Genomic DNA, 2,400 nt, shown 5'->3' with positions numbered 1-2,400 from the left:
AACCTCGTTGAGGCGGCAAGTCGTGATGACGGAGAGCATGATGGCGGCTCGATCGGCCCCAACCGGCGAAGGTCCAATTTCGGCGCCTATGGAAATATCTCCATAGTAGAGAGCGTTTTTAGGTTGGCGGCGCTGTTGCGACCGCGCGCCTGCGTCCCTGCGCATGCTGGCGCAGATTTGTCCGAGGGAGGTAGCCGAGCGCGGCATCAGCAGTGTGGCAGGGAAAGACTGCGCAGGTGAAGCGTCGACCGGCCAATTCCGAATGTCCGGCAACAGGGTGCCGATCGCCCGACGCGGCGGGCAGCATGGCTGGCCAATGATGGTTGCGTGCATCCGCTCGTCATGATGTACCCGAAGAAAATGCCACAACCTCCAACGAAGCCGGTTTCAGGATCTCGATGCACACCATTCGCCCCTGGTGGCAGGTCGGGCACTCGCACAGGCAAATCGTATCCGTACGATTAAGGCCGCCTAGTGATGGCTACCTCGCGTCGCTAATGTCCGCTTAAATTTAATGGACATTAGCGGCATGAAATATCTGGCCATGGAGACGCCGTCTGCGGCGGAAGTTGACAAGGCCGCAGCTCTGCCGTTGCCGGCGGGTGTGATCGAAAGCGAGTTCACCGTTCCTGGACGGTCGAGCAGAAACTGGCGATCGTACGCGAGGAGGTGGAGGAGACCGGTGATCCGGTGGGCACCGGTACGTTATTGGGACACGGATATACGGCAGGCATGGCAATCATGCCTGATTGCCGCGCAGGGGCAGATATCCATCGGTGTCGAGCGGCAAGGCTTCGGACCAGATGTAATCGCCGGTGATATTGATGTGATCCCAGCCCTGCGGCGAGAGGCGAGTCGTGATCGTGTCTTCGATTTTCACACCTCGTGCCCTCGTTGCGCGGCGACAACTACGGTGGCCGGTTCGGCGGCGAGACATTCGGCAGGATCGTCGGGAAAGGCGGTGCAAAGAAATACGAGGAATCCGTTCGCGAGCTCTGCGCGGGGGAGCCTGGACTTGAAGCGGCTGTTTCAGCGTTGTTGGCTGTCCGCGCACGCATGAGCAAGAAATCGGGGCCTTGGAAGAGCATATTCTCGGGTTCGCCAAACACAGTAATCCGTGCCGCCGGTTGATGACGGTGCCCGGCATCGGTGCAACAACTTCATAATGCCCACTCGCCATGGTGACGGGGTTGCTCTGATCATTCGCCAGCCTGACGGCACCCTGGTGCGTCTGCCGGTCTGGATGACGGAAGATCGGGCTGAGGCGATGTTGGTGATGGAGCGTCCCCGTCTGCCGCTGGCGTATCTGCGGGAACTTCGGCGCGAGCTTGATGCCTGTCTAAGCTTGCTGCGCGACGATTCCCGTCGCGAAGGAGGAGACAAGCATGAAGCATCGTCAATCCTGCCACCGCCAATTGGAACTCTTCGTGCGCAAGCCGCCACCGGTGCCGATAGCAACATCCGAACGGACGAAGCTGGTGCCATTGGTAAGCGCGCTGCTGTCGGAAGCACTCAGCGTCGCCGCAGCGACGGAGGCCGGCGATGAAGATCACGTCTGACCACCTGGCGCGCGGCGCCTTCATCTACATCCGCCAATCGACCGTCGACCAGCTTGCCAACAATCATGAGAGCCGGCGGCGTCAATATGGCCTTGCCGAGCGCGCTCGTGGTCTTGGCTGGAGGATGTGACAGTCATCGATGACGACCTTGGCCGCTCGGGTTCGGGCGTCAGTCGTCCGGGCTTCGAGAAGATGCTGTCAGCGATCTGTGAAGGCCGCGTCGGTGCTGTATTCGCAATCGAAGTATCCCGTCTGGCGCGCAATGGACGCGACTGGCACACGCTGATCGAATTTTGCGGCCGAACCACGCCATCCAAACGATCGGCTATTGCTGGGCATGAAAGGGACAATGAGCGAACTCGAACTGTCGCTCCTGCGGGCCCGTTCGATGGAAGCTCTGAAGCAGAAGGCACGCCGGGGCGAACTCTTCTTCACGGTCGCCGTCGGCTATGTGAATGCAGGCCGTGACAAAATCGAAATGGATCCCGACCGGCGCGTGCGCGAGGCGATTGGCTTGGTCTTCACCCGCTTTGCCGAAATGCAAAGCATCCGCCAGGTGTTCTTATCGCTTCGCAGTGACCAGATCGCGCTTCCGTACATCAACCCCAGGATCTCGGGACAGCAGCAGGTGCTGTGGAAGCTTCCGGTCTACACGACGGTGAGCAATCTTCTCACCAATCCTGTTTATGCCGGTGCTTACGCCTTTGGCCGAACCGGAAGTCGGACGATAATCGACAATGGTCGCAAGCGAATCGTGCGCGGACGTCGCAAAGATCGCTCAGACCCGACTTGAACACCTGGACGAGAACACAAAAAGAACATAGCCACGTAAGTCATTGAT

The 2,400-nt window shown here is 59.6% G+C and carries 6 protein-coding genes; 4 read left to right on the top strand and 2 right to left on the bottom strand.

Translation table 11 applies throughout. From position 1 onward, the window contains the following. Together ACWGTO_RS33165 and ACWGTO_RS33160 are read right to left on the bottom strand one after the other, a co-directional pair. The coding region (locus ACWGTO_RS33165) for a hypothetical protein (RefSeq protein WP_454578912.1) at positions 1-333 on the bottom strand (333 nt) is incomplete at its 3' end. 406 nt (positions 334-739) lie between these two features. After that, positions 740-880 carry a hypothetical protein gene (locus tag ACWGTO_RS33160; RefSeq protein ID WP_454578910.1) on the bottom strand — a complete coding sequence of 47 codons (141 nt, stop codon included), beginning with the start codon at positions 878-880 and terminating at the stop codon, positions 740-742. Between the two features lie 505 nt (positions 881-1,385). Here ACWGTO_RS33160 and ACWGTO_RS33155 point away from each other — a divergent pair. The 4 genes from ACWGTO_RS33155 to ACWGTO_RS33140 all read left to right on the top strand — a co-directional run bounded on the left by ACWGTO_RS33155 (position 1,386) and on the right by ACWGTO_RS33140 (position 2,352). Then, entirely contained in the window at positions 1,386-1,559 is a 174-nt protein-coding gene (locus tag ACWGTO_RS33155; protein ID WP_454578909.1) for a hypothetical protein, read from the top strand. Next, positions 1,543-1,689 carry a hypothetical protein gene (locus ACWGTO_RS33150; protein ID WP_454578908.1) on the top strand — a complete coding sequence of 49 codons (147 nt, stop codon included), beginning with the start codon at positions 1,543-1,545 and terminating at the stop codon, positions 1,687-1,689. Before ACWGTO_RS33155 ends, ACWGTO_RS33150 begins: the two co-directional genes overlap by 17 nt. A 62-nt stretch (positions 1,690-1,751) precedes the next feature. Beyond that, positions 1,752-2,027: a hypothetical protein gene (locus tag ACWGTO_RS33145; protein ID WP_454578911.1), complete on the top strand. Its 276-nt coding sequence runs from the start codon at positions 1,752-1,754 to the stop codon at positions 2,025-2,027. Continuing rightward, entirely contained in the window at positions 1,909-2,352 is a 444-nt protein-coding gene (locus tag ACWGTO_RS33140; protein ID WP_454578907.1) for a recombinase family protein, read from the top strand. Before ACWGTO_RS33145 ends, ACWGTO_RS33140 begins: the two co-directional genes overlap by 119 nt. Positions 2,353-2,400 lie beyond the last annotated feature (48 nt).

Source organism: Mesorhizobium sp. PL10, assembly GCF_053714315.1.
The sequence above is the reverse complement of the archived record's forward strand: the minus strand, read 5'-3'. Positions and strand labels throughout refer to the sequence as shown.

Excerpts from the sequence above, each read along its gene's own strand:
- ACWGTO_RS33155 (WP_454578909.1), top strand. The coding sequence starts at position 1,386 with ATGAAGCATCGTCAATCCTGCCACCGCCAATTGGAACTCTTCGTGCGC.
- ACWGTO_RS33150 (WP_454578908.1), top strand. The coding sequence starts at position 1,543 with ATGAAGATCACGTCTGACCACCTGGCGCGCGGCGCCTTCATCTACATC.
- ACWGTO_RS33145 (WP_454578911.1), top strand. The coding sequence starts at position 1,752 with ATGCTGTCAGCGATCTGTGAAGGCCGCGTCGGTGCTGTATTCGCAATC.
- ACWGTO_RS33140 (WP_454578907.1), top strand. The coding sequence starts at position 1,909 with ATGAGCGAACTCGAACTGTCGCTCCTGCGGGCCCGTTCGATGGAAGCT.